Source organism: Herbinix luporum, from assembly GCF_900070325.1.
Taxonomy (GTDB): Bacteria; Bacillota; Clostridia; order Lachnospirales; family Lachnospiraceae; genus Mobilitalea; species Mobilitalea luporum.
The window spans coordinates 61,799-86,963 of record NZ_LN879430.1; the positions used below are offsets into that span (position 1 = coordinate 61,799).

Sequence of the window (25,165 nt, forward strand, 5' to 3'; positions counted from 1 at the left end):
TATGTTTTAATGTGGTAGAATCTACCTTAGATTTTTATTGGAGGTTTTTATAAAAACTGGGCAATAAAAAATGCAGCTTCTCTGATATTTCCATTAAAGAGATGGAAAGAGTAATAACTTATATTTAATTTTAATCTGCATTGCAATTCTGATATAGTAAGATTAGAATATATATACTAAAATGACTTTATTGGAGGAACTTTATGAAAAAGATAGGAATAATCGGAGCAATGGATGAGGAAGTTAACCGACTGAAGGAAATGATGCAGGAGGTTAAGATTAAGAATATTGCTTCTATGGATTTTTATGAAGGAAGTTTTGAAGGTTCACCATTGGTTGTGGTTCGAAGCGGTATTGGAAAAGTAAATGCGGCTATTTGTACTCAGATTCTTGTGGACCTATATGATATTGATCTTGTAATAAATACTGGGGTAGCAGGATCCCTTAGAAATGAAATAAATATAGCCGATATTGTTATCTCCACGGATGCCTTGCAACATGACGTAGATGCAAGGGGTTTTGGTTATGAGCTTGGGGTTATTCCCCGGATGGAGGCATCCATATTTAAAGCAGATAATGATTTGCTAAATCTAGCTAAAAGTGTATGTAAAGAGGTGCTTCCTTCTTTAGGTGTTTATACAGGAAGAGTTGTAAGCGGGGATCAATTTATATCTGATTCTAAGAAAAAAGAATGGCTTATCAAAACCTTTGACGGATATTGTACTGAGATGGAGGGCGCGGCTATTGCCCAGGCTGCCTATCTTAATAAGATTCCTTTTTTAATTATCCGTGCCATTTCTGATAAGGCTGATCATAGTGCAGAGATGGACTATACAGAATTTGAGAAAATTGCCATTGATAATACTGTTAAGTTACTTAGGGCTTTGATTAAGAAGATTAATTAAGAAAGGGGATTGTTCATAGAACAATCCCTATTAATTTATGTATTATCTAAATTAATTATTTTGACACCGGTATAATAATGGGTCAAGATTTTATCGTAAGATATGCCTTGCTCTGCCATGGCATTGGCCCCATATTGACTTAAGCCTACGCCGTGGCCTACACCGGTGCAAATAATCCGGGCTTTACCTTCATAGTCCTCAATATAAAAATGATTTGAATTTAACCCCAAGGTTCTTGCAAATTCTTCACCCGATAAGGATATATTGCCAAGCTTTATTTCTGTTACATAGCCGGTACTATCCCGGCCGGATATTATTATGTCTTCAAAAATTGTTTTTTCTCCGCTTTCAAAAGAGGGATATGCTTGCTTTAGCAGTCCTATAAGTTCTTCCGGGGCATATTCCGTTATCTTTAAGTAATGGATTGAGGTTACATCGTCTTTACTGGGTACGCTGATTAGATAAGGCAAATCTACACCCCATGCTTCATGGGCGTTTCTTGTAAATCCTGTCCCGGTACCAAAAAACACAGGTAGTATCAGACTATCTTTATAGACTATAACCTCATCCTTGGTACCATAGACACAATTTTCTAATTTAGTGAAGTTTTTTAAATAATTTTCACTACCCCAATAAGTTTCCATTTCTTCCGGACTTATATATGACAATCCCAACTCTGAAGTGGTAAATTCTTTTTTATTAGGGTTATCTTCAGTAAGGAGAGAAATGTTATAAAGGGCATATGTTCTTGAAACTACTGCCTGAGCTTTTAAAGCTTCTATATTATAACCGGAGGGCATATTAGCAGCCACAACACCAATTAAATATTGATCAAAATCTAATTTTTGCCTTGTACCGTTTTTTTCATAGTAGATATTTAAACCCATTGCTTCTAAAGCTAAAGAATGATTTCTTTTATTATTATTTGAAAATATAAGAGTCATTATAAAAGGAAGTAGCAGTACCAAGATACTGACGGCTACAACCTTATACAAAATTTTTTTCATAATCGCCCCACAATAATAGTATTGGTATATTATATTAAGAATAAGGTTGTTTATGTATGTAACATGGGAGGCAATCAGAAGCAGTTTATATTTTTTTAATAAAAAGAAAGAAAAGATTAATTGACTATAGTAATTAAGAGATATAAGATTTGATACTATAGGAGGATTATTATGAAGGATAAATTAAGAAAATTTATGATGGGTCGTTACGGTATAGATGCTTTAAGCAGGTTTATATTTGCACTGGCTTTAATTTTATTAGTTATATCTAGGTTTTATTTAAGGGACTTTTTTTATATAATATCTTTAATGACTATCCTATACGGATACTATAGAATTTTTTCAAGAAATATAGACAGACGATATAGGGAAAATAACTTGTATCTTGCTTATATGAATAAGCTTAAGAAGTTGTTGCATAAGCAAAAGTATATGTTTAAGCAAAGAAAAGTATATCGTATATATTCTTGTCCTAACTGTAAGCAAAAGATACGGGTACCTAAGGGAAAAGGAAAGATTATGATTACTTGTCCTAAATGTAGAAACGAATTTATAAAAAGAAGTTAAAAAAATTGCCACCGGTATTACAAGTAGTAGTACCGGTGGTTTTTTATTTAATATACCCAGTAGACTTGATAGGGTAATAATATGGGGCATTATAAATTCCATTTAAATTGTAAATACAAGGAAGGTTTTATCTTTTCAATTATATTAATAATTATTTTAATTTCTTTTTGCACGTCAATAGTAGTATATAGATTTTTAATTAAGGAGGGTTCCATGGCATCTTTATTGGTATTAATAGCAACATGTAACTTGTTATCTATAAAGCCAAGCATAAAGTTGCCGTCAATTGCATAAAACATATTCTTTAGGGTGTCAATAAATTCCGGTGTTAATATATATTTTGCCTCATGGTCACTTTGAGCATATACAGTAAATAATTCATTGAAAACCTTATCTTCTAACTCAATTTTACTCCTACGGCATTCTTTTTTTCTAAAGAAACTACTTTTGGTTGATGCATGTTTAAAACCCTTTCCGATAATCTGCAAATTAAAATTATAATTTCCGTCAAACTCCAGGGTAATCCATCTACCATTAAAATATGTAACAGTAAAAGAGTGCTTACCGGTATAAACACGATTTTGAATTTTTATATCTGCCCGTTCAAAACGGACACCTTTGTATGAACCTTGCAAGTAATCATTGCTATAATAACGGTTTCCCAAGGACATTATACCAGTATTTTTTATGGTATCTTTATCTATCCCTTTTTTATAATCAAAATTTACATGACCAAATGTCTCTTGAAATGGTTCTTCTACCATTAGTTTTTTATAATAAGCTTTATAGTCTTTAAACTTCTTTTTATATCCGGTTATTAAGTTTAAAAGAAAATAGGTTACAAGACCAGAAATTATGAATATGACTAATACAATATTTATAGCTTTAACCTTTGGAGATACTATGATTCCTATAGTTATAGCAACAATGATGGAAGCTACAATGATAATTATTAAATGAGTAAGTACTTTTTTCCGTAGCTTTTCTAAATATGAAATTTTATCTTTCTTCATGCTCATCCCATTTCAAACAAGACAAATTAATTATACATAATTATACATTAAATGAGATAATATGCAAGAACATAAGGACAAATTTAAACAATATTTAATATTTAACACTAATATTTAACATTAATTTTATAAAGAGCCTATAGTGGCTACTATTTTATATTATTGTATCAGCATTGTTTTTATAAGTGGAGAAAATTAAAAGGCTTCAAATTTACACTTATATAATTTTGATGGTCTATGACCGGCTCCTTTAACCTTTTGCCCTGTTTCTATTACATAGTCAGATATTTTACGTCTAAAGTTTGCTGTCACCAATTCTTTTCCTAATATCTTTTCATATACAGTTTGTAAATCTGTAAGAGTAAAATATTCCGGAAGAAGCTGGGAAGCAAACATAACATTATTAATATTTTTACGTAAAGTGTTAATGGCATAAGCAATAATTTTACTATGGTCAAAAGCAATATCTTCTGATTTTAGTATAATATACTCGGTATTTATTTTTTTTGATGTATATTGAATTCTCTCTTCTATCAGAGCACTTAATTTAGATTCTGTACCGTTTAAAGTTAGCTGATAAATATTTTTAGTAATTTTACCTTGAACTAGATTATCACTTTCAGTTTTTATTTTTTCAAATTTTACATAAAACCAATCAGCCTCAATGGCGTCGGTACCGGCTTTTATCCGAAAGCGTTCCTCTTGGGCCAGGGCCATAAAGCTACAAGATATAATCCAGCCTCTGGGATCTCTGTCTATATCACTAAAGGTATGGAGCTGGGTTAGGGTAATGTCAGTTACCCCTGCTTCTTCCCTTAATTCACGGCAAGCTGCCTCTTCTAATGTTTCTCCCTGTCGCACAAAACCTCCGGGAAGAGCCCACTGATTTTTAAAGGGATGTTCTCCCCGTTTGATTAATAAAAGGGCCAGTTCTTTTTGAGATAGTTTTCGATAATTTTTGGCATCTTCACTTTTGATTGTAAATACCACCATGTCTGTGGCTATGGAAGGCCTGTCATAATTATTTATACTATATGAGTCTAAATAATCCCTTTCACTTATGTTATGTGTTTCTTTCATTATAAGGACCTCCTAAATTTAAGTACAATGTTTTATCTTTTGTTTTAGAAACTACCTGAATTGGCATCTAATCTATTTCGTATATCAGCAAGAGTGTATTCTTTAATCAGACACCGTCTTTAAATACAGGCTCTAAAACATAATAAGCTTATCTTCACCTATTAGCCTAGACATTCGAGGTGTAAAATATGAAACTATTTTGGTAAGCCCTTTTGGGTACTGTTCACTATGAACAGTTTTATAAAAATCACATAATAGTAGCGGTATTGTATTCATATAATTTCCCCTTTGCAATAAATAGCATAATCCATAATTAGTTATAATTGAATTACACTAATTAAACTGTGATTACCGGTAAACAGACTCTTTGTAGTATATATTCTACTGACTAATCCGCTTTCAATTAAGTTGCCTTCTAAAATACTGTTTTCCACATGACTGGCAAAGGCATAGATATTTTTTGCGCCTAACTTTTTTAGGGCCAGTGCCGAATAATACATGGATCCTCCGTAGGAGATGATATCATCTATCATTAAAATATTACGATCTGCAATAATATTGGAGTTATCGATAATATCAAGTCCTGTAATCTCACCATTATCCCAATTATGTTTTTTATTACCAAAGCAATAAGGCAGGGGTATAATTTCGCTATATTTCTTAGCAGCATTAGAATCAGGATAATAAAGCAAAGCTGCCTGTCCTTCCATATCCAAAATAAGATCCATAGTATGCTTAATATAGGGTAGGGGACTAAGGATATGGATATTATTGATTAGTGCTATACTGACGCTAGAGTGAGGATCTAGTACGGTAACTTTATCAAATTCCAGACTATTAATAATATCTGCAAAATATTTTAGTGTGAACACATCACAGTCTTTATGTATACGATCCATCCTGCTGTGGGGAATATAAGGCAGATATAAAGAAATATTAGCCCCGGGATTAATCCTTCTTAAATGCTTTACGGCACATATTAGGACAAATAATTCGGCATCATTTTTATAAAACCACTGTATTTCTAGCTTATCACCATAAATGGCTAACTTTAAAAGCAAAGAGCCATCGGGATAATGATTTATATTAATTTTTTGACCGTTAATTTGTATCATTTTATAACCCCTATTCGTTAAGAATATTAATTTGACACATTTTCATGGCTTTAAGAGCATTTCTATGGCTTTCTGGTGTAACACCGGCACAGCATGCTGCATCAACATTTACCTTTGCTTCCGGTAGAAAGGCTTTTATCATAATGGCATTAGAAATAACACAAATATCAGTACATAAACCGACTAATTCAAACGCTGCATCTTGATAATTAGTTGTTATTACAGACATTAAGCTAAGGGAACCAAAGGTGGGTTTATCTATAATAAGAGAACCTGCGGTGTCTAATTGGTCAGATATAGCCCAGCCATGGGTACCTTTTATACAATGTTCAACCGGCAAGTTTTTGCCTTCTTGAGTTTGAAGATAGTTTTTATCATGGGTATCTCTTGTAAATATAACCGTATGGCCTGCATCTTTGTATTCCTTTATTTTTCTTTTTACATTAGGTAGAATGCTTACGGCTTCTTTTGTTCCCAAGGCCCCATCAATAAAATCATTTTGCATATCAACAACAACCAATACTTTCTTCATATAATTACTACCTCCTTATAATTAATACAGACTTAATATTAAGATGATATTATTATTATGATAATAAGATGTCAAGATAAATTGGTAATTTTTTAAAATAATATGCAAAATGTTTTAATATATTTATAATTGGTAATAAAGCTTTAAATATTGCAATGGGTATATTTGGTTGTAATATGTCAAATTATCTTGTATAATTTTTATATAAGTTAATAAATAAATAGGGGTGGTAGTGTGAAAAAGGGTAATAATAGTCTTCTTAAGTTTATAGCAGGAATTGTAATGCTGGTTGTAGGTCTATATTGGTTTATGTCAAGTGTTACAGTTACTACAGGATTTTATAATTTTAGAATTGGTCATATAAACTCTGGGGGTCTTGTTATAGTTCCTTTTATCGTCGGAATATGCTGGATGTTTGCTAATCCTGATTCCATAGTTGCTAAGATTGTTACAGTACTTGGCTTAATCATTATATTAGTCTCAATAATTGCAGGAACCCGTTTTGTATTTCATAGGAGAAATTTGTATGAGTATTTATTGATGCTGATATTTATCTTTGGGGGAGCAGCTATAACTTTAAAAATGCTATTTTCTAAAGAAAATTAATATTCAAAATCATAAGAAAATGTCTGATTGTGATTAGTCAGACTGGGTTAGGTATAATATAAAAAGTAGCAGTAGCTCTTTAAAGGGCTACTGTTTTTTTATGGACAAATAGTAGAGAAATAAAATGTAAAATACAGTAAAGAATACTTGTAAAATTATGTTAAATATTATATGATAGAACTTGAAAAGAGTAAAAATATACCAAAAAATATCAATTTTAAGGAGGCGTACTATGAAAAGAGTTATGGCATTTATCTTATCTGCCATAATTATGGTTGGGGTTATACCACAGCCTGTTATGGCAGCAGACAATCAGGACTTCAACTATGTTGATGCATTTGCAAAATCTATTCTTTTCTACGAGGCAAACTGGTGCGGACCGGATGCGGGAAATAACAGAATTAAGTGGCGTGGCCCCTGCCACATCGAAGATGGAAAGGATGTAGGGCTTGACCTTACAGGGGGATTTCATGATTGCGGAGATCATGTGAAATTTGGCTTACCCCAATGTGCTTCAGCCTCTACCCTTGCCTGGGCATATTATGAATTTGAAGACACTTTTATTGAAAAGGGCCAGGATGTGTATATGCTAAATATCCTAAAGCATTTTTGCGACTACTTTATGAAATGTTTCCCTAACAAGACAACATTTTATTATCAAGTAGGGGACGGTGATGTTGATCATCAATACTGGGGTCCCCCTGAACTTCAGACCTATGACAGACCTACTTATTATGTAGCAACACCTTCTAATCCCGGATCAGATGTGGCTGGAGATGCCGCGGCAGCCTTGGCAATCATGTCCATAATCTATAAGGACAGGGATTCGGAATATGCGGCAAAATGCTTAACATATGCTAAGGACTTATATAACTTTGGTATGACCTATAGGGGAAATAGTAAGGGCCAAAGCTATTATCTGCCCAGTGATTATCGGGATGAATTAATGTGGGGATCCATTTGGCTTTATGTAGCAACCGGTGACAAGACCTATATGGATAATGTGGATAAACTTATGGCTGAGAAAAATATCGGTGGAGATAATATGTTTAACGACCACTGGACCCATTGCTGGGATTATGTTTTGACAGGAGTATTTGTAAAGCTTGCCACTTTATCAGACAATCCCAAATATAGAAGAATTGCAGAAGATCATATGGATTACTGGCAAAATAGAATTAGAACTACTCCTGGAGGTTTAAAATATCTTGACAGTTGGGGAGTATGTAAGTATCCTGCGGCGGAAAGTTTTGTACAGCTTGTTTATTATAAGGAAACAGGAGAAAAGAAGTATCTGGACTTTGCAAAGAGCCAGATTGATTATATCCTAGGAAAAAATCCAAATAATATGTCCTATGTGGTTGGTTTTGGAGATAAATATCCAAAATACCCCCATCATCGGGCTGCAAACGGAATGCTAGAGGGACCACCTGCCGATGAAAAGAAAGATGCAGGTATGAGACACATTCTCTATGGTGCTCTTGTGGGAGGAGCAGATATCAATGACAAATATATTGACGATATTAATGAGTATGTTTATACGGAAACAGGACTAGATTATAATGCAGGGCTGGTTGGTGCCTTGGCAGGAATGTCCAAATATTTTGGACAAGGTCAGGTGCCGGAAGAAGTACCTGGCATTGAGTGGGAACCTACAAAGTACTATACCGAAGCAAAGCTATACAAGACCAGTAATGAGGGAGTTGTTATTGACCTTAATTTATATAATATTGCAACATCACCTCCCCAATATGAAGATGACTTAACCGTTAAGTTTTTCCTTGACCTATCAGAGTATGCTTCTGTAGGAATTGATCCGAGTAAATTCTCTACCCAAATATATTATTCCCAAGCAAATGCTAAGATTTCTTCTGTTATGCCTTGGGATAAAGACAATAATATATATTATGTAGAAATATCCTTCCCTGATGAAAAATTATATGCAAGAACTTATGTGCAATTTGCCATCTACAATTATCAGGGTAAAGTTTGGGATTCTTCCAATGACCATTCAACTTCAAAGCTAACTAATACATATAAAGAAATAGATAACATACCTATCTATAAAAAGAATGTTAAGGTATATGGAGTTGACCCATCTGGAGAAGAAGAAATTCTATATGGTGATGTAAATACAGATGGTGTGATAGATGCAATTGACTTAGGACTGCTCAAAAAATACCTGCTAAGTATGGATGAAGATACCATATCAATAAAAAATGCTGATCTTAATCAAGATGGATTTGTTGATGCAATTGATTTTGCACAATTAAAAAAGATATTATTGAAATAAATTAATATAATATATTAATGCTACAATCTTAAAAGTAAAAAAGGAGTCATATAATATGTTTTGCATGTAATATGACTCCTTTTTACTTATGTGGATAGCGTGAATCAATAAATAAAAGAACTTTGTAAGCTCTTATTTATTACAGACGGTTTAAATATGGTCGGGAAATGTAAGAAGGTTATTGATTATACATTTACAAATTGAGAATCGGAGTTGGAACAGGGTAAAACACTTGAAATATTTATAAAATGTATCCTTTTAAGTGTTGGGTTTTCATAAGTTAAATCTGATGGAATATATATATATTTGATGGTGCACCTGGTCAAATAATTTAGGGATTGGGTGAAGCAAATTGCAAAACCATCAATTCACCGTCGAACAAAGCCTTGCCAAAAACATGGCAAGGCTTGACAAGAAAAAGGCATTTCGCCAGAGGGCTCATGCTTTTTCTTGCAGTTTTCAATTTTTATGGCTTACAGTTAAAAAACAAGGTACTACACCTCAAAACAGCGTAGTACCTTGTTTTTATTTAAGCGGATAACGGGAATCGAACCCGCATCCCAAGCTTGGGAAGCTCGTGTTTTACCACTAAACTATATCCGCTTACAAAATTATTTTATAACTTTGATAAAAAAAGTCAAGAATATGTATTGTATTAGGATTAAAAAATTTTGAAATGGAAATATTAATAAAATAAGTCGGAATGTTAATTTTAAAAAGAAAATTATTTATCCATGTAATGACTTAGGAATAATTAAATTAATATCTGAGAAGAATATACTTAGAGGTGATAACAGTGAATAAAAGGTTAGCTGAATTTTTCAAAAGCAAAGGTTATTATGTGTTATTATTTGTCGGTATTATCGCTATAGCTGCAGTAGCGCTCATTGGCTCCAATTTAACCTCAAATTCTGATGAGGGAGAAAATATTGTGGATCTTAATGAACCGGATAATAACATAGAAGCCAGAGATAATAATAATAATCTTCAGGCTGATAATAACGATACATCAAATCAGGTTGCTAATAATGAAGAAGTAGCCGGATCTGGTGAAACTGGGGGAGGTCAAAATCTTGCTAACAATGACAGCCTTCTAGAATTTGATGTTTATACGAGGGAGGAAGAAAACGGAATTGACCTTTCAGAAAATGATGAGTCTGTGCAGGTTGCAGATGCTGAACAGGATAATAATGAGCAGCCACAGACAGTTGAAACCACCGGTAGCACAGTTAAGAATTCACCTTCCCTAAGTTTTGATGCCCAACAGGGACTTCTTTGGCCGGTGGAAGGTAATGTAATTATGAATTATAGTATGGATCACTTGACCTATCATGCTACTCTTATGCAGTTTAAGGTTAACCCGGCAATTATTATAGATGCTGAGGTGGGTACAGAGGTTAAGTCAGCAGCAGACGGAGTTATAACAGAGATTTATGATGATCCCGTAACAGGATTAACAGTTACCATGGATATTGGTGATGGATACTCCCTAGTCTATGGCCAACTTAAAGATGTAAACTACCAGGTTGGGGATAAATTGTCAGAGGGTGAAGTTATAGGACTTATTAATGAACCCACAAAATACTATACAGTAGAAGGTAGTAATCTCTACTTTATGGTAATGGAAGATGGACAAACTGTAAACCCCATGCTGTTATTACGCTAAAGGACTGATAGAATGATTATGAAAAAAGAAAGGGCATGTTAGCTTTAAGAAAACATGTCCTTTCTTTTTATTAATCTATTAGATAATTCTTTTTTCTTAATGATTCTTCTATCCTATCAAGAATCTCCTCACTATTAGCCTCAATTGTATGGCTGTGGGTTCCGGCGGTAAGCTCCTTTAAGGGAACAATTTTTTTCTCTTTAACTTGTTTTACAAAATCGTAAACATCACTTCGATTACGAATAATAAGGTCTGTTACTATTCGGCCATAGATTTCATGTATAACATGAACATCTAAAATTTTGCCTCCATTATCAACAATAGTACATAACTCATCTTCAATTTCATCGGTGGAATGCTTTACGTTAATTACCCGTGTATATGTAGGTTCATTATGTTGATATAATAGATAGCCCTTGGTAGTTGATATAATATCATAATCGGCAGCCCTTAAAAGTGCAATGTCCTGAACAATAACCTGCCTGCTAACCCCTAGGATTTGGGATAACTCACCACCGGTTATGGGTTCTTTACGATTTTTTATTATCTCTATTAACTTTTCCCTCCGGGTATTTCCATCCATACTAAAACCTTCTTATCTAATATTAATACTTTTATTTTTATCTTTATTCCGATATAATAGAACGGAAAATATATAAATATATATAGTAATTATATACTTAGAAAATAAGATACGCAACTTTTTCCTGCATATTTTAGAATAAGAGAAAGGGAATACTATGTTTCGATTATGGGCAAAAATATTTAAAGATAATAGAATGATTAAGGATATGGTCGTAAGCAATGACAACCCTAACTTAAGAAGAACCCAAAAAATTTTTTCAGCAATTGATGATATCTGCAGTGCCTTTGATTTGCCAAAACCCATATGGCTAGATTCAACCATAGCTGATTTTAAAAGGTACGATAAGACAAGATTTGTCCAGGATAATTTCATAGAACCTATTGACTTTGATTATCTTGAAATTCATGTAATAGAGGAGGACTAATATGAGAGGGAGATGCCATAAGCTATTTTGTATTCTCCTTCTTTGTCTTTTCATGGGGTCATGTGATAAATATACCGGTCAGGATGAATTAAAGGTTCAGGATAACAATAGGAATATAATTAAAGAAATAAACCAAAAAGGGGATGTGAATGTGGTGGAGAAAAAAGATATACAAGAGGAACATTTAGATGGGAAAGAGTTAAATAAGAAATATAGAGACTATCCTGCCGGAACAGAAATTGATATAGAAGAACTTAATCAGGAGAGTCTTAAGTCATTATTTTATATGGAAGAATTAAATCAGGAAATTATAAACCGTATAAACGGGAAATCCTATAAAGAAAACTGCGATATTCCTTATAGTGATTTACGTTATATACGGGTTCTTCATATAGGATTTGACGGACTAACTCACATAGGGGAAATGATTGTAAACAAGGCAATTGCACAGGATGTAATAGATATTTTCTGGGAGCTATACAGTATTTCATATCCTATTGAGAAAATGCTTCTTATTGATGACTATAATGCCGATGATTTAGAATCAATGAAAGATAATAATTCTTCAGCCTTTAACTTTAGGTTTATAGAGGGTACAAGTAAGCGTTCTGTCCACAGTGATGGATTGGCTATAGATATAAATCCATTATATAATCCGTACGTTCGTACAAGAGAAGGTAAGTTGGAGATTTTACCTGAAAATGCAGAAGAATATGTGGATAGATCTATAGATAACATTTATTATATAAGAAAAGATGATCCTTGTTATGAGGCATTTATAAAAAGGGGCTTTACTTGGGGCGGAGAGTGGAAAAACAGTAAAGACTATCAGCATTTTGAGAAAAAGATAGGGGACTAAGCAGCCTGGTAAATATTTGATTTTAGAATATTCCGGTGATATAATGATACGGTATAAATTAAGTTAACCGTCCTCTAGATTAGAAAGGAAGCAACAATCTATGTCATATATGGCACTTTATAGGAAGTTTAGGCCCGATAACTTTAAGGATGTAAAAGGCCAAGATCATATTGTAACCACCCTTAAAAACCAAATAAAGTCCGGAAGAATAGGACATGCCTATCTATTTACAGGGACCAGAGGAACCGGTAAAACTTCTGTGGCAAAATTATTTGCAAAGACTGTAAACTGTGAAAACCCCAGTGACGGCAATCCTTGTAATGAATGTAGCTTATGTAAAGGGATTGCAGCCGGTACTTCCATGAATGTAATTGAGATAGACGCTGCATCGAACAACGGTGTTGAAAATGTAAGAGAGATTGTTGAAGAGGTAAGATATTCACCTACGGAAGGTAAATATAAAGTATACATCATTGATGAGGTTCATATGCTTTCTACGGGAGCATTTAATGCCCTTTTAAAGACTATTGAAGAGCCTCCTTCTTATGTTATCTTCATCTTGGCTACAACAGAGGTTCATAAAATTCCTGTAACCATATTATCCCGGTGCCAGAGATATGATTTTAAGCGGATAAGTATAGATATCATAGCAGACCGACTTAGGGAACTGATGGATGAAGAAAAGATTGAAATAGAGGATAAGGCCTTAAAATATATTGCAAGGGTGGCAGACGGATCCCTAAGGGATGCTTTAAGTTTACTGGATCAATGTATTTCTTTTTATCTGGGCAAGACTATCACTTATGATAATGTTCTGGATGTATTGGGAACCGTTGATACCAAGGTATTCTCCAAACTGCTACAAAGCATTAATAATCAAGATGTATCAGAGTGTATAAAGATTCTTGACGAAGTGGAAATTACCGGCAGAGAGCTGTCACAATTTGTGATAGACTTTATCTGGTATCTTAGAAATCTTCTACTGGTTAAGACAACAGAGGATGTAACAGAAATTATAATTGATATATCCTCAGAGAACTTGCTGCTATTAAAGCAGGAAGCAGAGTCCATAGAAGTAGATATACTTATGAGATATATTAGAATCTTCTCAGAGTTATCAAATCAGATTCGTTATGCTTCCAGAAAGAGAGTGCTGTTGGAAATTGCACTTATAAAAGTCTGCAGGCCCCAGATGGAACATAATTATGATGCCTTGATTAATCGTATTAAGGCCTTAGAGGAGAAACTAGAACAAGGTATTATAGTAAAATCTGATGACAATAAGGTGGAAACACCAAAAGAAGAATCGGAGCCTATAAAAAAGCAGGAAATATTACCCCAGGCACTTCCTGAGGATTTAAAAAAAGTGGCCGGTAACTGGAGAGGCTTGCTTTCTCAGATTTCTAAGAAAGCACCTGCACTGGCCTCTGTTCTTCGCAGTGCCACATTAAGTGTTGATGATAACCTAGGGCTTGTGATTGTGGTGACAGATCCTCTCGATAAGGAATTAGTAGATAGAGAAGGACATAAAAAAGTTATCCTAGATGCTATAGCAGCTATGCTTGGAAAACAGGCAGAAATTAGTGTTAGGTATCTGGATAAGGATAAAGAAAATATTAATAACCTTGTTGATCTTACAAAAATAATTAAGGTTCCAATTGAATATGAATAAGAAAATCAATATATTTGTTTGATTTAATTATGGAAGAGTATGAGGCTTTATACTATAATATAATTTAAAGATTACCCTGATGAAGGAAAGGAGCTTATATAATGGCAAGAAGAGGTGGATTTCCCGGTGGAGGAATACCGGGTAATATGAATAATTTAATGAAACAGGCACAGCGTATGCAAAAGCAAATGGAGGAAAAGACAAAAGAACTTGAGGAGAAAACCTGGGAAGCTAGTGCCGGCGGCGGAGCTGTGACCGTTACTGTTTCAGGTAAGAAAGAAATTTTATCCGTTAAAATATCACAGGAAGTGGTAGATCCGGATGATGTTGAGATGTTGGAAGATCTAATAGTTGCAGCTACCAATGAAGCATTAAGGCAAATGGAGGAAGAATCCGCAGAGGTAATGAGTCAAATTACAGGTGGATTAGGTGGCTTGGGAGGATTCCCGTTCTAATGGATTACTATAGCAGTAAGATAAGCAAGTTAATAGAGGAGCTTTCAAAGCTTCCCGGTATTGGTGCAAAGACAGCCCAAAGGCTTGCTTTTCATATTATAAATATGCCGGAGGATCAAGTGATGGAATTGTCAAATTCCATCGTTGATGCCAAAAAGAAGATACAGTACTGTAGTGAGTGTTTGACTCTTACAGATAGGGAGTTATGTCCCATCTGCTCATCTCCCAAAAGAAATAAAAGGCAGATTATGGTTGTAGAAAATCCTAGGGATTTGGCAGCCTATGAAAAGACAGGAAAATATGAGGGAGTATACCATGTACTTCATGGAGCAATCTCCCCCATGCTTGGCATAGGTCCCGGGGATATAAAGCTAAAAGAGTTAATGACTCGACTTCAACAGGATGTTGAAGAAGTTATTATTGCAACTAACTCCAGCCTTGAAGGAGAAGCTACTGCAATGTATATAAGTAAGCTGATTAAGCCTGCGGGAATTAAGGTAAGTCGGATAGCCAGTGGAATTCCGGTAGGTGGTGACTTAGAATATATTGATGAAGTGACCCTTCTAAGAGCCTTAGAGGGTAGGGTGGAGTTATAATAGTTGAAATGAAGTTGTATAAACCAAATATAGTACTATTAAAAAGTAAATGCATCAGTACACCCCAATTTTAAGTAAATAAAGTAGAATTAAAATCAGGTAAAAGACCATAGGAAAAAGGCATAAGGAAAACCTTTCTTCTATGGTTTTTTTATTTGAATTACTAATGAGAAAAGAAAATAGACACCAGCCTTAACCCTAGTAAAATCAGTAGATAGAGAGAATTAAATGGAAATAAGAATGGAAGAATAAATGGACCAAATCCTCCTTAATCCTTAGTCCTAGTTCCTTAATCCTGACATGACTTTATTTTAAAAATCCACCCTGAAAATCAGTAAATACAAGGACTTTAAAGTGATAGTTTTAAGGGAAAATGAGAAAAGAGGCAAAAATGTAAAAAAACAATAAGACAGTGTTTATGGGGGTTTGAGGGATATCTATGTGAGGACTTTATTTGAAAAGGGAGAGGACTGAATTTTAAGTGCACATAGATAGGATTAAGGAATTAGGGAAAAAGGAGATAGGAAATATATCTGTAGGAATAAGGGGTTAATTAGTTGTTATAAAAGTAAAATAAAGTAGTGATGTTGATAGGGTTAATGAAGTACGAGAAATAAGTAAATACAAGGGTTAAGAGAGTTTTTAGGGATAAGGGAAATGGGTATTTAAGTAAAATCGTGATAGGACTTTATTTAAATTGTGTAAGAACTAGGGCTGTTTTTTCTGTTTCTACAAATATTGGAAGAAAATGGAAGTTGAAAAACTTTAATTTTATCGAATAAAGTAGTATCAAAAATAAAATATTATTTCATTGAAGAATTGCAGGATTAAGTTTTTGATAGGAAATAATAATGTTAAAATATGAAAAGCGAGTGTGAAATAGTAAGGGACAAGGTAAAAGGGAATATATGTAAGGTAAAGTAAGGATATTATTTGTTTTTTAATAGTACATGGCCTTACTTTTTTGTTTCTTAAGTTTCTTAAATTGAGATAAATGAATTCTGGAAAACTAAAAAACAAAATTTTAGGTGGTAAAGTTGTGTTAATAGTAAAATAAAGTAGTGGTGTTGATAGGGATAAGGTAGTAGGAGAAGTATAGATTATGTAAGGGTTAAGGGGATTTGCAGGGACAAGGGAAAATGGGTATTTAAGTAAAATTATAAAAGGACTATTTATTTTATGATAGGGCTTGACCGCTTTTTTCTGTTTTCAAAAAAAGGTGAAATAGTAATTTTAGAAAAATATAAATGAAATTAATGGTGGTAAAGTGGTATCAATAATAAAATAAAATAATAATATTGGAGAACAGAAATTCCTGTCTATGCTAAATAAAAAGATTATAAAACATTTACTGAATCTATATTACTAATATGTTATATTAATAATATGCTAGTAGAAAAATTAACCAGGAGGTAACTATTAATGGATTGGAATATAATTGACTTACCAGTTAAAGACATATATGGGAAGTTAGACATTGGATTTACGCCTATTTTTAAAGAAAGTATGAAAATATTTAAAGAGATGGGTTATAAAAGAATTTTAGATGTAGGATGTGGATATGGCAAACACAGTATCTATCTTTCAGAAAATAATTTTACTGTAACTTCTATTGATATTAATGAAAAGGCAATTGAATGGTTAAAAGAGTACATAAATACGAAAGGTATAAGTAATGTTAATTTAATAAAAGCAAATGCTAATGCCTTACCATTTGAAAATGATTATTTTGATGCTATTATCTGTTCATCTGTAATTCATCATCATAACCTTAAGGGAATCAAAAATAGTATTTCTGAAATATATAGAGTATTAAAACAAAATGGATGTGCTTTAGTTGATTTCATGTCATTGGAAGATGATTCTTTTGGGCTAGGGGAAGAAGTAGAGAAAAACACTTTCATAGGTTCAAGAGAAGGTGAGGAAGATGTTCCCCACTATTATACTGATACTAGTGAATTGAAGGAATTATTCAAGAATTTTAGAAATATTAGCATTTCTAAAAATGAGTACCATATAAATATAGATTTAGATAATAAGATTAAAAGTAGAATGCTTGATGTTAAGGCATATAAGTAGAATGATGCGAAGGTGGTTAGAAAATGAAAAAGTGGAAAAGCAAAAAACCAATTAAAATCTTTACCTTGGTATGTATAATAATAACTGTAGTTAGTGCAACAATTAACTTTTTGTTACCATTACTTTCATTATATAAATTTAAAATTCATTTAAACGCTTACAATTCAATAGGAATTATTGGTGGCGCAGATGGTCCAACATCAGTGTTTGTTGCTTATAATTCATCTCCCTATCTTCTTACAATAATTTTTGGAATATTATCAATATTAGGAGTTGTATATCTATTTATAACAAGAAAATCCTAGATTTTTAAAATATAAAAGAGGTAATAGTATGAAGAAAGTAGTTCGCAAGAATATAAATAATTTACCCTATAGTCTACATGATGGAGTGGTGATTGGTTTTGAGGTAATAGGAGACAATCTTATCATGAAATTTCAGCATGGGTTTCTAAGAACAGTTGAGCCCTTTGAACAGATAAACGGAAGTATTGAAATTCAAAAGATAGATTGGGATTTTAGTTTTGTGTATCTTCTTGATTATCAAAATGTTCTATGTGGAAATGTAGGTTCATTTACTGGTAAAAAAATGGAGTTAACAACATTTATTAATCAGTTTAAAAATGCTGAGTTTAACTTAATAGATGAGACGTATGGCTATAATACATCAAAATTTAATGGATATTTTTCAGAAGGGGATATATTTCGAGAATGTATGATTGAAATATATCATTTAGGGGATATGAATTATCTCGTAGAGGGGTAAAGTTCATTACCAATTAAATATCATAACAGGAGGGAAAAGTGAAAAAGATATCTTTATTGCTACTATTATTTATTGTTTTATTTGGTCTATTAGGGTGTACAAGAGGGTCTGGTATTGTCAGAAAAAGCAAGGAGCATAATACACCAACAAAAATGTCAATGACTTATGAAAAGTTTACTGGCTATAGGGAAACAGAGATTAAAGTAGATGAGGATGAGCCAGTTGATGTATTGGTCGACTTTGTTACAGAGGATGGAACTATTAATGCTTATATTTCCAAAGATAATGATAAAGTCAGTTGTGATTATGAGGGACACGATGTCCAAACATCATCTTTTACTGTGACGCTTTCAGAGCAAGGAACATATACAATTAGAGTTGATGCTGATGCCCATAAAGGCAGTTATTTATTTTCATGGGAATAATGTCGGTGCAAAATATTAGCAGAATATTATGAATTAAAGAAAAGGTAGAATCAAATACATGCTTAAAATAAAGAGAGACAAGAGGAAATTAAGAAGGAATGAAACAAAGCATGTTTAATTGAATTTAAGATTGAACGTATGACAGGTAAAGTGGCTATGGGAGTTATAAATGGTAATAAGTAAATTAATTCGCATTTGAATATACCATTAAACAATGACTTACATATGAATAAAGGAGATGCTGTTTTGATGTATTTTTTAGATTTTTTTATCTTAGTTATAATTTATTTTATGTTTTTCTATAGAAAATGGAGCAAAGGTAGTAAAAACATGCTTTTAAGGAACACAACTATGTATGTGTATATTATGATGGTACTATTTGTTACATTAATGCCTTTTCCAATCCCTTTTATAAATGGGACAAACAACTTATTTATTGAATCAATAAATCTTATACCTTTTAGAGATTTAAGGTTAAATTATGGTGGTGCAATCAGAGAAATTATACTCAATATTATTATGATGGTTCCTTTTGGTTTTTTATACCCCATTATTAAGAAGAAAGGTGTTTTAAGAGTAACTATTTCTACATTTCTTTTTAGTTTTGTAATTGAAATACTACAATTAATGAGTGCATGGTGGGGAGGGCTATCTTCTCGTTCATTTGATGTTACAGATTTAATTACAAATACATTTGGAGGATTAATAGGATATATTATTTTTATTGTCTTAAGACCACTAATTCAAAGAATCATAAAATAAGGTATTTATTTGGACATCAAATTTGGGACTATAGTTGCATAATGTTATATGATGGTTTTAAAAATGGTACATAGTAGGAGGAATTTTAATGTTCGAATTTATCAGGTTAGAGAGAACAATGTGCTATGGAACATGTCCTGTTTATAGTGTACAGGTAGATAAATATGGAAATATAAACTACTTTGGTGAAGCATTTGTTTATAAAAATGGAGAGCACCAATGGAAGATATCAAAGAAAAAAGTAGAACAGTTAAATGACCTAATTGAGAATTTTGGGTTTAAGTCATTTATCTATGGGCCTGGAAAAGAATTCATTACTGACCAGCCTTCTTGTATAAAAACAGTAAAATACCCTGACGATGAAATTAAGGAAATCGACCATTACCTAGGGCATATTTTACTTGATGAGGATTTGATATTGTTTGAAAAAAGGATAGAAAGAATACTTGGTACTAAAAAATATGTAAATCCAAGATTATACATATATCAGATTAAGGATATAAATTCAGAACCTTCAATTATGTTTATAGTTATTTCTTCTTCAGAGAAGGAAGCGATAGATTTAATTGAAAAAGAATATGATAATCAAAAAGGTTTAGAATGGCAGGCTAATAAGATTGGCGTTGCCACTGATGACTACTATGGCCCGACTATTGTGATGAAGAATAATTAAGGTATAGCCTGAATATTTGCTACTCTAATTCAGGCTAGTTTAAAAATGAAGAAGGTATTTGAATCAACAAAAGATAGGTGTTATGATTTAGTAAATCAGTATAGGGAAGAATAAAGATATAAATAATAGTATTATATATTAAGATGCAAATTTTAGGATTTGCATTTTATTGGTCTACATGTAAAGCATGCTTGACATAATGCCAAGATTCTGTTAAGATTATAATGTAAAACTCACTTTACATATGGAGGTATATAATGTGAAGAATAAGTTGGAAGAAATAAGAAAAGAAAAAGGTATTACGCAAGAAGAACTAGCAGACGCCCTGGAAGTATCTAGGCAAACAATCAGTTCACTAGAAAATGGAAGATATAACCCATCAATTATCTTAGCATTTAAGATATCGAGATATTTCAACCTAAGTATTGAAGAAATTTTTATTTATGAGGAGGAAGAAGCATGAAATCTATTAATTGGACTAAAGAGATATTTAAACTTATTTTTTATATAGGAAGTGTTGTTCTACTTTTTATATTAGGTAAGGTTGTATTTGATAACACTCATTATTCATCTGCTTTAATTGGAGTTTCGGGAGGTTTTTTAGGAATTTTAATTTTCCAGTTAATAAGGATGATTAATTTTAAGAGGAACCCAGAGAATTATCATAAAGAGCGAATAGATTTTAAAGACGAAAGAAATAATATGATAATTTCAAGTGCGAAATCATCTGCATATGATGCGGAGATATCAACTTTTCTTCATCATGACTATACTTATTACTCAAACTTCCGTTGCTCTGATAAAAAATGCAATCATTCTTTTAAAGTTCCTAAGCTGATTAATGTAAAGCTTCCTTCTTCTGAATTTAAGCCTCAAAATTTTTCTTTTAAGGGTATGCGACATATCGAGTTCACCTCTAACAATATCTATTATAAATTGTATTATACCATATAACTTCATTTTTCTGTACAGCTAAATAGTAATTAATGTTAATAATATGAATTTTGTTACTTAAAACCGAGCTCCTTTAGAAAATATGTAGAAGTTTGTACTAAAAAGAATTATATGTTTTAATTTGAATTATATTGGAAAACATTATATAATGGTATGTAAGAAGTTTTATTACATTATTGTCTTTCTTATGATTTATGGGCAGATTGAAAAGGAGGGGCTTTTATTTTGAAAGAAAAGAAAAGATCAGATGATACAATTGCTAATATAAGTGATGAGCTTATAGAAGAAGCAAGTGAATTAAAACGGGGTAAGAAATTTTCCCTATGGTCAAAATTGACGGCCCTTGTAGTTTTTGTCGTAATAATAATTGCCTTAACTTTATTGTTTCCAAGAGAAAAAAATCAAAATACTGAAGCTAATATAAATATAGTTTATCCAGAAGCGTATGCCTATGGAGACTTTGATACATTGAAACAGGTGCGAGATCAAAATCCTATAGAGGATGAATTTATTAAGGCGCTTAATGAGTTCACCTATAAGACAAGTGCAAATATACTAACAGAAGCCGGCAAAAATATAAATTATTCACCTATATCCCTATATTATGCCTTGTCCCTTGCGGCCTCTGGTGCAGAAGGTGAAACAGAGGATCAATTACTGGCTTTATTAGGTGTTTCCGATAAGGAGATTCTTTCTGAACAGTGCGGAAACTTATATCGCAGGCTTTACAAAAATAATCAAGTGGGAAAACTCAAAATTGCAAATTCTTTATGGATTGACGATGAATTTGGGGGTAAACCGATTATATTTAAAGATGAATTTGTTAGACAGGCAGCAGAAAACTTTTATGCCAGCTCTCACAGGGTTGACTTTGCTAAGGATGAAACTGCAAGAGAGATGGCCGATTGGATATCAATAAATACCAATGGTAAATTGAATCCTAGGATAGAGATCAACCCTAATCAAATACTATCGATAATAAATACAGTTTATTTCTATGATCAATGGATTGATCGTTTTGATAAGAGCGAAACTGTTGAGGATACATTTAATCTATTAAATGGTAGTGAAGTAAAAGTCGACTTTATGAATAATACATACGGGTCAGTTGGATTTGCCAGGGGTAAGGATTTTACGAGAGCAAGTTTAGGGTTGAAGAACTCAGGTGAAATGGTATTTATACTTCCTGATGAGGGGGTATCTCCTTATGAGCTGATTGCATCTTCAGAGAAAATGAAGGAAACTTTTGAAGGAGGAGAAAGTTTTGTTGGGGAGGTAGTATGGAAGATACCCAAGTTTAGTTTTGGTTCTTCTCTTAAATTGGGTAATATGCTTGTAAATCTAGGGGTAACCTCTGCTTTTAAAGAGGATGCAGACTTTAGTGGAATTACAGACCACATGGCATATATTACTGATGTAATTCAGGAAACCCATATAGGCATCGATGAAGACGGCGTAGAAGCGACCGCTTATACTCAAGTAAATTTTTTTGGCGCAATGCCACCAAATGGGCGTGCTGATATGATTCTGGATAGACCATTTATCTATGGTATTATTACACATGACGATACTATACTTTTTATCGGTGTGTGTGAAAACCCTGCTGAAAGTTAATTATTGAACTTCTAGCAAACATACTAATAATCCATTAGAATATACTGTTTTTTACGGCCATTGAAATGAAGTAAATAAAGTATATTATGAAACATGGTTTAAAAGGGATAAGGAATCTCGGTTAAGCCATGTTTTTTATTAGATTTTATTAGAAAACAAAATTACTACCTTAATTGCTGATAATGGCCAATGACATGGTGTATCTGTATCCTGAACTAGAGTATGCAAAACTACCTATACTTATTGCTTGTGAAGTATTATTGGGATTATTAGTGATTGGAATAGGTATCATAATGTACTTATTAATATTATTTGATCTTGAGAATACCTTTAGCTTAAGATTTACAAGGGCCTTAGAAATTCTAACTGAATGTGTATTATAGCAACAATTGGAATAATGCTTTTACTTGGCTATATGAGTACCTTTGGTGGACCTGGCCCATTACCGGCAATGACAATGGTTGCTTTAATCCTTGTAATATGGATAATAGCAGCAATAATTATGTTAGTTAGGAGTATAGTAAAAAAGGCCATAGAGTACAAAGATGATTATGATGGTAGATCTTATGTTAGCAAAGAGGAAAGTGAGTCTAACTGATTGAAGTTAAAAAGTAGAAATAATCATATTAAACATTTCAAAGTTTAAGAGTGGTAAAGCAAAAGCAATGAGATTCATTACATGACAAATAAGTTATGAAAAACCATAGAAAAAGGGAACATCACAACAACCTTTCTTCTATGTTTTTTAAAATTACTAATGAGAAATAGACATGAAAAATATTTTTTAATATAATAATTAGTTGGATGCATTAACTACTGATACATTTTCAGTACAAAAAGTTATTAAAAAATAAAACCAATTATAAATTAGTTGTATCTATATTTATGAGAACAAATAGTATAGATATAATTAGCATCTTTGTACAGGCTTAATTATATCTACAAATATATTAATTAGTGGAGGGTTATACAAATGAAAAAAAGGACTATTTCCATTTTATTTATTGTATTCGTAGTATGTATTACTTTAGTAGCTTGTGGTAAAAAGGAGTTACCATTTACCCATTCTCCTGAAAATGACATTATAATTGATTACATGGAAGAAATTATTCAAAATCAAGAGAAGTATGAGGGACTTTATTATGATTATGCTTCTATGAGGATAGCAGGTGTAAAGTCAGATGAATTGGAACAATTTATTACCGGATTAACTGAAGAAGCGTTAGGGCAATTTACCGATAATGCAGATAAGCATATTGCATTAAAAATGTCACTAGATGAATATAAAGAGGAGATTGATGAAGGTGCTAAAACCTTAGTAGATAATTATTTGAAATACAGTCGTCTTGGTGATAAGGAGGCTAGGGAATTTGGTTTATCAAAAGAATTGGAAGCCCAAGACCCAATCGGCAAAGTAAATCAATATATGAAAGATAAAAAGATCGAAATTACAGAAATCATTTTTCCTGAAACATTTGAAGATGTGAATTATGACCTTTACCCAATGAAATATACTTACAGATATATTATTAAAGGTACAGTAGGCAAACAAGCTTTTGAAAAAGAAGTGGTTCAAGATTTTTATATTGGTGTGGATTGGTCAGAAGGCATGGGTAATATCAAAGATATCATTGAATATGTCCGTGATGTTTCTAAATGATTTTATCACCACATTGATCTTCTAATATAATTAAAATTTATTGCAGAAAACCGTAGACATAATAAATTAGGAGTGAAGAAAAATGAAAAGAAATATTTTTTTATTGCTAACTTTATTATTAGTAATATCAGTAGCTGTAGGTTGTAGTCAAGATGATAATCAGAATGGAGAACCTACTGCCAAAACTGTAGAAATAACATCTGAAGCAAATGAAAATGAAGAAGAAAAGACTGAGGTAGAAAAAGTAGAAGCTGTATCTGAAATGTTTGGTATTCCAGAAGAAACGGCTGCTTATCGTCTTAGGGATTTAACTGATACTGACGATCCCCACACACAATACATTCTTGAAGAAGAAGTAGATGATGTTTTTGGAATTGAAGGTTTTCGCTTAACCGGTAATGGAGAAGAAGGTAGCCATTTTCTTATTTATGCTGAAGAAAATGAAGCATTTATCTTTAAATCCATAGAAAATGTATTGGGCGACTTTAAGATTGTTTTACAAAAGGCGGAACCAGGAACTCAATATGCTCAGAATATAGCCTATGTCCTAATCAGAGAGCCATTTAAGTCTTATAGGATTGAATTTGAGGACGGAACACCATTAAGAGATATTGATATTATGGCAAACGAAACAGCATTAACAAAGGATAAAGGTATTTTCCAAGAAGTAAATGGAGATGAACTAACCATTATTCCTGATGGCGCAACTATTCCATACACTTTTACTTTAGAAGATGTACCAGAGGACGCATTTGACAAAATTCAGAATGGAGATATAATTGAGTTAATGCGTGGTAAATTTAGCAAAAAAGTATATTCTGTTAGGAAAAAGGCTGAATAAAACAAGAAGAAAAAGA

The 25,165-nt window shown here is 32.5% G+C and carries 30 protein-coding genes and 1 tRNA gene; 23 read left to right on the top strand and 8 right to left on the bottom strand.

Annotated features, from left to right (window positions below):
* The first annotated feature begins 203 nt into the window (after positions 1-203).
* Complete coding sequence (locus SD1D_RS00290) at positions 204-905, top strand: 5'-methylthioadenosine/adenosylhomocysteine nucleosidase (RefSeq protein ID WP_058257078.1); 702 nt, start codon at positions 204-206, stop codon at positions 903-905.
* 35 nt (positions 906-940) lie between these two features.
* Here SD1D_RS00290 and spoIID read toward each other — a convergent pair whose 3' ends face one another.
* Positions 941-1,912, bottom strand: a complete 972-nt coding sequence (spoIID, locus tag SD1D_RS00295) for a stage II sporulation protein D (protein ID WP_058257079.1) — start codon at positions 1,910-1,912, stop codon at positions 941-943.
* Between the two features lie 171 nt (positions 1,913-2,083).
* Between spoIID and SD1D_RS00300 the strand changes: the two genes are divergently transcribed.
* Positions 2,084-2,479 carry a zinc ribbon domain-containing protein gene (locus SD1D_RS00300; protein ID WP_058257080.1) on the top strand — a complete coding sequence of 132 codons (396 nt, stop codon included), beginning with the start codon at positions 2,084-2,086 and terminating at the stop codon, positions 2,477-2,479.
* 89 nt (positions 2,480-2,568) lie between these two features.
* On the opposite strand, the gene SD1D_RS00305 is transcribed toward SD1D_RS00300, so the two are convergent.
* The 5 genes from SD1D_RS00305 to SD1D_RS00320 all read right to left on the bottom strand — a co-directional run bounded on the left by SD1D_RS00305 (position 2,569) and on the right by SD1D_RS00320 (position 6,219).
* Positions 2,569-3,492, bottom strand: a complete 924-nt coding sequence (locus SD1D_RS00305; protein ID WP_058257081.1) for a DUF3137 domain-containing protein — start codon at positions 3,490-3,492, stop codon at positions 2,569-2,571.
* A 195-nt stretch (positions 3,493-3,687) separates the two neighbouring features.
* Positions 3,688-4,572, bottom strand: a complete 885-nt coding sequence (locus SD1D_RS00310) for an NUDIX hydrolase (protein WP_058257082.1) — start codon at positions 4,570-4,572, stop codon at positions 3,688-3,690.
* 132 nt (positions 4,573-4,704) lie between these two features.
* The gene (locus tag SD1D_RS12070) at positions 4,705-4,848 is read right to left on the bottom strand and encodes a nicotinamide phosphoribosyltransferase domain-containing protein (protein WP_157893073.1); all 144 of its coding nucleotides are present in this window, start codon (positions 4,846-4,848) and stop codon (positions 4,705-4,707) included.
* Positions 4,849-4,889: 41 nt separating this feature from the next.
* Positions 4,890-5,687 carry a hypothetical protein gene (locus tag SD1D_RS00315; protein ID WP_058257083.1) on the bottom strand — a complete coding sequence of 266 codons (798 nt, stop codon included), beginning with the start codon at positions 5,685-5,687 and terminating at the stop codon, positions 4,890-4,892.
* 10 nt (positions 5,688-5,697) lie between these two features.
* Positions 5,698-6,219 (bottom strand): cysteine hydrolase family protein, encoded by a 522-nt coding sequence (locus tag SD1D_RS00320; RefSeq protein ID WP_058257084.1) that lies wholly within the window; start codon positions 6,217-6,219, stop codon positions 5,698-5,700.
* 234 nt (positions 6,220-6,453) lie between these two features.
* Here SD1D_RS00320 and SD1D_RS00325 point away from each other — a divergent pair, with 234 nt between their 5' ends.
* The 3 genes from SD1D_RS00325 (at position 6,454) to SD1D_RS12075 (ending at position 9,659) form a co-directional block, all read left to right on the top strand.
* The gene (locus SD1D_RS00325) at positions 6,454-6,825 is read left to right on the top strand and encodes a hypothetical protein (protein ID WP_058257085.1); all 372 of its coding nucleotides are present in this window, start codon (positions 6,454-6,456) and stop codon (positions 6,823-6,825) included.
* Between the two features lie 232 nt (positions 6,826-7,057).
* On the top strand, positions 7,058-9,118 hold the full coding sequence (locus tag SD1D_RS00330; protein ID WP_058257086.1) for a glycoside hydrolase family 9 protein: 2,061 nt from the start codon (positions 7,058-7,060) through the stop codon (positions 9,116-9,118).
* A gap of 352 nt (positions 9,119-9,470) precedes the next feature.
* Entirely contained in the window at positions 9,471-9,659 is a 189-nt protein-coding gene (locus SD1D_RS12075; RefSeq protein ID WP_157893074.1) for a hypothetical protein, read from the top strand.
* Here the strand turns inward: SD1D_RS12075 and SD1D_RS00335 are convergent.
* Positions 9,651-9,721 (bottom strand) — tRNA-Gly (locus tag SD1D_RS00335). The genes SD1D_RS12075 and SD1D_RS00335 overlap by 9 nt on opposite strands.
* Before the next feature lie 193 nt (positions 9,722-9,914).
* Between SD1D_RS00335 and SD1D_RS00340 the strand changes: the two genes are divergently transcribed.
* Positions 9,915-10,784, top strand: a complete 870-nt coding sequence (locus SD1D_RS00340) for a peptidoglycan DD-metalloendopeptidase family protein (RefSeq protein ID WP_058257087.1) — start codon at positions 9,915-9,917, stop codon at positions 10,782-10,784.
* Between the two features lie 70 nt (positions 10,785-10,854).
* Here the strand turns inward: SD1D_RS00340 and SD1D_RS00345 are convergent, their stop codons facing one another.
* Complete coding sequence (locus SD1D_RS00345) at positions 10,855-11,367, bottom strand: transcription repressor NadR (protein WP_058257088.1); 513 nt, start codon at positions 11,365-11,367, stop codon at positions 10,855-10,857.
* Positions 11,368-11,524: 157 nt separating this feature from the next.
* On the opposite strand from SD1D_RS00345, the gene SD1D_RS00350 reads away from it, so the two are divergent.
* The 17 genes from SD1D_RS00350 to SD1D_RS00435 all read left to right on the top strand — a co-directional run bounded on the left by SD1D_RS00350 (position 11,525) and on the right by SD1D_RS00435 (position 25,149).
* Positions 11,525-11,794 carry a hypothetical protein gene (locus SD1D_RS00350; protein ID WP_058257089.1) on the top strand — a complete coding sequence of 90 codons (270 nt, stop codon included), beginning with the start codon at positions 11,525-11,527 and terminating at the stop codon, positions 11,792-11,794.
* Position 11,795: 1 nt separating this feature from the next.
* A complete protein-coding gene (locus SD1D_RS00355; RefSeq protein WP_242955226.1) occupies positions 11,796-12,653 on the top strand; it encodes a M15 family metallopeptidase in 858 nt (285 codons plus the stop codon).
* A 100-nt stretch (positions 12,654-12,753) separates the two neighbouring features.
* Positions 12,754-14,325, top strand: a complete 1,572-nt coding sequence (dnaX, locus tag SD1D_RS00360; RefSeq protein ID WP_058257090.1) for a DNA polymerase III subunit gamma/tau — start codon at positions 12,754-12,756, stop codon at positions 14,323-14,325.
* A 101-nt stretch (positions 14,326-14,426) separates the two neighbouring features.
* Positions 14,427-14,780: a YbaB/EbfC family nucleoid-associated protein gene (locus SD1D_RS00365; protein WP_058257091.1), complete on the top strand. Its 354-nt coding sequence runs from the start codon at positions 14,427-14,429 to the stop codon at positions 14,778-14,780.
* Entirely contained in the window at positions 14,780-15,376 is a 597-nt protein-coding gene (gene recR / locus SD1D_RS00370; RefSeq protein ID WP_058257092.1) for a recombination mediator RecR, read from the top strand. Before SD1D_RS00365 ends, recR begins: the two co-directional genes overlap by 1 nt.
* Before the next feature lie 1,422 nt (positions 15,377-16,798).
* The gene (locus SD1D_RS00375) at positions 16,799-17,455 is read left to right on the top strand and encodes a class I SAM-dependent methyltransferase (RefSeq protein ID WP_058257093.1); all 657 of its coding nucleotides are present in this window, start codon (positions 16,799-16,801) and stop codon (positions 17,453-17,455) included.
* Between the two features lie 23 nt (positions 17,456-17,478).
* Positions 17,479-17,760, top strand: coding sequence for a hypothetical protein (locus SD1D_RS00380; protein ID WP_058257094.1), 282 nt, complete (start codon positions 17,479-17,481; stop codon positions 17,758-17,760).
* Positions 17,761-17,788: 28 nt separating this feature from the next.
* On the top strand, positions 17,789-18,220 hold the full coding sequence (locus tag SD1D_RS00385) for a hypothetical protein (RefSeq protein WP_058257095.1): 432 nt from the start codon (positions 17,789-17,791) through the stop codon (positions 18,218-18,220).
* A 38-nt stretch (positions 18,221-18,258) separates the two neighbouring features.
* A complete protein-coding gene (locus tag SD1D_RS00390; protein WP_058257096.1) occupies positions 18,259-18,645 on the top strand; it encodes a hypothetical protein in 387 nt (128 codons plus the stop codon).
* Between the two features lie 249 nt (positions 18,646-18,894).
* Positions 18,895-19,407 (top strand): VanZ family protein, encoded by a 513-nt coding sequence (locus tag SD1D_RS00395; protein ID WP_242955261.1) that lies wholly within the window; start codon positions 18,895-18,897, stop codon positions 19,405-19,407.
* An 88-nt stretch (positions 19,408-19,495) separates the two neighbouring features.
* A complete protein-coding gene (locus tag SD1D_RS00400; RefSeq protein WP_058257098.1) occupies positions 19,496-20,080 on the top strand; it encodes a DUF6438 domain-containing protein in 585 nt (194 codons plus the stop codon).
* Between the two features lie 259 nt (positions 20,081-20,339).
* On the top strand, positions 20,340-20,543 hold the full coding sequence (locus SD1D_RS00405) for a helix-turn-helix transcriptional regulator (protein WP_058257099.1): 204 nt from the start codon (positions 20,340-20,342) through the stop codon (positions 20,541-20,543).
* The gene (locus tag SD1D_RS00410) at positions 20,540-21,034 is read left to right on the top strand and encodes a hypothetical protein (protein WP_058257100.1); all 495 of its coding nucleotides are present in this window, start codon (positions 20,540-20,542) and stop codon (positions 21,032-21,034) included. Before SD1D_RS00405 ends, SD1D_RS00410 begins: the two co-directional genes overlap by 4 nt.
* Positions 21,035-21,259: 225 nt before the next feature.
* Entirely contained in the window at positions 21,260-22,648 is a 1,389-nt protein-coding gene (locus SD1D_RS00415) for a serpin family protein (protein WP_058257101.1), read from the top strand.
* 370 nt (positions 22,649-23,018) lie between these two features.
* Positions 23,019-23,246: a hypothetical protein gene (locus tag SD1D_RS00425; protein ID WP_058257103.1), complete on the top strand. Its 228-nt coding sequence runs from the start codon at positions 23,019-23,021 to the stop codon at positions 23,244-23,246.
* A 375-nt stretch (positions 23,247-23,621) separates the two neighbouring features.
* A complete protein-coding gene (locus SD1D_RS00430) occupies positions 23,622-24,308 on the top strand; it encodes a hypothetical protein (protein WP_058257104.1) in 687 nt (228 codons plus the stop codon).
* Positions 24,309-24,390: 82 nt separating this feature from the next.
* Complete coding sequence (locus SD1D_RS00435; protein WP_058257105.1) at positions 24,391-25,149, top strand: hypothetical protein; 759 nt, start codon at positions 24,391-24,393, stop codon at positions 25,147-25,149.
* The last annotated feature ends 16 nt before the right edge of the window (positions 25,150-25,165 follow it).